At 75.4% G+C, this 3,252-nt stretch carries 2 protein-coding genes and 1 pseudogene; all 3 read right to left on the minus strand.

The features are described 5' to 3' along the window. Positions 1-437: 437 nt before the first annotated feature. A complete protein-coding gene (locus ACWGIF_RS37775) occupies positions 438-1,538 on the minus strand; it encodes a polyprenyl synthetase family protein (RefSeq protein ID WP_453504379.1) in 1,101 nt (366 codons plus the stop codon). A gap of 116 nt (positions 1,539-1,654) precedes the next feature. Beyond that, positions 1,655-3,034 carry a hydroxysqualene dehydroxylase HpnE gene (gene hpnE, locus ACWGIF_RS37780; protein ID WP_453504378.1) on the minus strand — a complete coding sequence of 460 codons (1,380 nt, stop codon included), beginning with the start codon at positions 3,032-3,034 and terminating at the stop codon, positions 1,655-1,657. Then, positions 3,031-3,252 (minus strand): annotated as a pseudogene (locus ACWGIF_RS37785) (RNA polymerase sigma factor SigF); the annotation flags it as partial. The gene hpnE and the pseudogene ACWGIF_RS37785, both read right to left, overlap by 4 nt.

Consider the following 3,252-nt stretch of genomic DNA (forward strand, 5'->3'; position numbering starts at 1 on the left):
GCGGCGGGGCCAACGGGGCCTTCACCGCGGCGGTTGCCCGCTTAACGGGCGGGGGGGGCCGCGGGCCGCCGGGCGGCTCCGCGAGCGTTCCGACGCTGACGCGGCCGCTCCCGGCCGGTTCGGCGCCGCCCCGGCCGGGCGGGGCGGGGGCCGGCCGGACCGAGGGCCCCGCTTCGGCGGCCGGGGCGGGCGCGCCCGGGAGCCCGTATTCGCTCCGCGGGACGAGCGCCCCGGCGGAACCGGGCGGCGGAGCGCCCGGGGTGGATTCGCTGCCAGCGCCAGCGCTCTCCGCGCTGCCGTCGGTCGTCGCTGTCATGGCTTCCCCTTAGAACAGTGTCCTCTGCTGTGCTGGGGTCTGCCGTCGGGCGGTGCGCGCCACCCATAAGGGGGGGGCACCGGCCGGCGACTCGCGATGCATATCCGCTGTCGGGTGGCGATCACCTCTTGCGCACGACGACGAAGTCGGCGAGGGCCACGAGCTGGTCGCGCACGCGCTGCGGCATGTCGACGTCGTCCAGGGCCCGGATCGCCACGGCGTGCTGGCGGCGCGCCTCGTCGGCGGTCCACTGGCGGCCGCCGGCCGTCTCGATGAGCGCCGCGCGGGCCGCGAACTCCTCCTCCGAGAAGCTCTCGAAGTCACTGCTCTTGGCGTCGGCGGCGAGCAGCTCGGCGAGCTGCTCGGAAGCGGGCCCGCCGGCCGCGAGCGCGGCGACCACCGGCAGGGACTTCTTGCGCTGGCGCAGGTCGCTCCAGGTCTGCTTGCCGGTGGCCTCCGGGTCGCCCCAGATGCCGAGCAGGTCGTCGACGGCCTGGAAGGCGAGTCCCAGGTGGTAGCCGTACTCCTCCAGCTTGTCGGCCGTACGGTCGTCCGCGCCGCCGAGCACCGCGCCGATGGAGACCGCGCAGGCGAGCAGGGCGCCGGTCTTGTTGCCCTCCATCTCCAGGCACTCCTCGACGCTGACGCGCTCGCGGTGCTCGTAGGAGATGTCCTGCGCCTGGCCGTCGATGAGCTTGCGGCTGGCGGTGGTCAGCCGGCGGGTCGCGCGGCCCGCCTCGACGGTGCCGAGCTCCAGCAGCACTTCGTTGGCGAGGGCGAAGAGGGCGTCGCCGACCAGGATCGCGAGGGCCGGTCCGTGCACCTTCCACACGGTGTCGCGGTGGCGGCGCTGCTCGTCGCCGTCCATGAGGTCGTCGTGCAGCAGCGAGAAGTTGTGCACGAGCTCGACCGCGACGGCGCCGGGGATGCCGACTTCGGCCGCGGCGCCCGCGGCCTCGGCGGAGAGCAGTGCGAGGGCGGGGCGCACGGCCTTGCCGCCGTCGCCGTCGGCCTCGTTGCCCTGGGCGTCGATCCAGCCGAAGTGGTAGGCGGCGACGGTGTCCATGGGCGCCGCGAGCCGGTCCACGGCGGCGCGGAGCGCGGGGGTCGACAGCGTACGGCCGCGCTCCAGGAGGGCGATCGTGTCGGCCTTCTCCACGCCCCTTCCGGCTGTGCCCACACTGGCATCCGTGTTCTCGACAGCCGGATTCCCCGGGTTCACTGGCTCTCCTCTTGTTCCTGTACGTGTTGTGCCGGTGGTGCCGGTGGTGCCGGTGCTGCCGGTGGTGCCGGTGGTGCCGGTGGTGCCGGTGGTGCCGGTGCTGCTGATGGTGCTCGTCATGCCGCCTCCTGCAGAGGGTGTTCGCGGGGGCGGCCGAGCGCGGCGAGTGCGGCGTGCGCCGCGCTCAGGCCGCTCCGGACGGCGCTCTCCATGGTCGCGGGCCAACCGGTGGCAGTCCACGCACCGGCCAGGTAGAGCCCCGGCGTGTCGGTGCGCGCCCCGGGGCGCAGCCGGCCGACGCCGGGGGTGGGGGCGAAGGTGGCCGTCCGCTCCCGGGTGACGAAGAAGTCCCGTACCTTTGCGCCTCGCGCGGCGGGCAGCAGCCGCTCCAGCTCGGGCAGGTACTTGCCGCGCAGGACCGAGACGGGCTCGTCGATGTCGTCCTGGGCGACGGACTGGGACAGCGCCAGGTACTGGCCGCCGTCGGGAAGTCCGGAAGAGTCGGTACGGTCGAAGACCCACTGCACCGGGGAGCCGAGGGCGGCGAAGAAGGGCTGCTTGAGCACCTTGCGGTCGTAGACGACGTGGACGTTGAGGATCGGCGCGGTGGCGATGTCGAGGAGCTTGTCGGGGTCGGCGAGGGCTCCGGCCGGGAGCAGTCCGTGCGCCTCGCGCTGCGGGACGGCGAGGACGACGGTGCCCGCCTCCATGGACTCGTCCTCGGTGTCGACCCGCCAGGCGCCTTCGGGGGTGCGGGAGACGGCCGTGACCCGGGTGCGCAGTTCGGTCCGTACACCGGCGGCGTCGAGGGCCTTGCGGGCGAGGGTGTCGTGCAGCTCTCCGAGCGGTACCCGGGCCCAGCCGATGTCGGCCGCGCCCTTCTCGGAGAGCAGGCCGGTCTTGAACACCATCGCGGCCAGGCCCAGCGAGGACTGCTCGGCGGTGGCGTTGAGGGTGGCGATGCCGACGAGGTCCCAGAGGGCCTCGATCGTACGGGCGGACTGACCGTAGCGGCCGAGCCAGGTCGCGAAGTCCAGGCCGTCCAGCGCCGGGTCGGCGGGGTCGAGACGGCGCAGCGCGAGGGCGGCGCGGCCGACGCTCGCGCGCTCGGCGAGGGAGAGGTGCGGGTAGCGGGCCAGCGATCCGGCCAGGTGCAGGGGCACGGGCAGGGCGCTGCGGCGCAGCCGTCCCAGGCGCGGGCCGCCGGGGTGGGCGACGTCGAGGACGGGTACGTCGAGCCGGTCCTGCAGGGGCGCGAGGGCGGCGCCGTCGACCCGGTCGAGGAACCACCGGTAGGCGGTGCAGCACCGCAGGTAGACGTGCTGGCCGTTGTCGACGTCGAGGTCACCGCGCTTGAAGGAGAAGGCGAGCCCGCCGAGCCGGGGGCGGCCTTCCAGCAGCGTGACCCGCAGACCGGCGCCGGCGAGTTCGAGGGCGGTCGTGACCCCGGCGAGGCCGCCGCCCACGACGACGGCGTGCTGGTCGGTGCCGGTCATGCGACCTCCCCCGTGGTGCGGTTGTCGTCCGGTCCGGCCGGCCGGCCCTGCGCGGGCGAGCCCGCCCCGTGTGCCGCGGTCGACCCGGCGCGGAAGGGGCCCGCCGGAAGAGACGCGCCCGCCGCCTCGGTGGTTGCCCGGGCGGGGTACCGGCCGGGACGGCCCGCCGGCCGCGTGCGCGGCGCGGCGGCCGCGCACGCCGCGGGAGCGCCCGGGGG

Source organism: Streptomyces sp. NPDC054849 (assembly GCF_053610945.1).

Excerpts from the sequence above, each read along its gene's own strand:
- hpnE (WP_453504378.1), bottom strand. The coding sequence starts at position 3,034 with ATGACCGGCACCGACCAGCACGCCGTCGTCGTGGGCGGCGGCCTCGCC.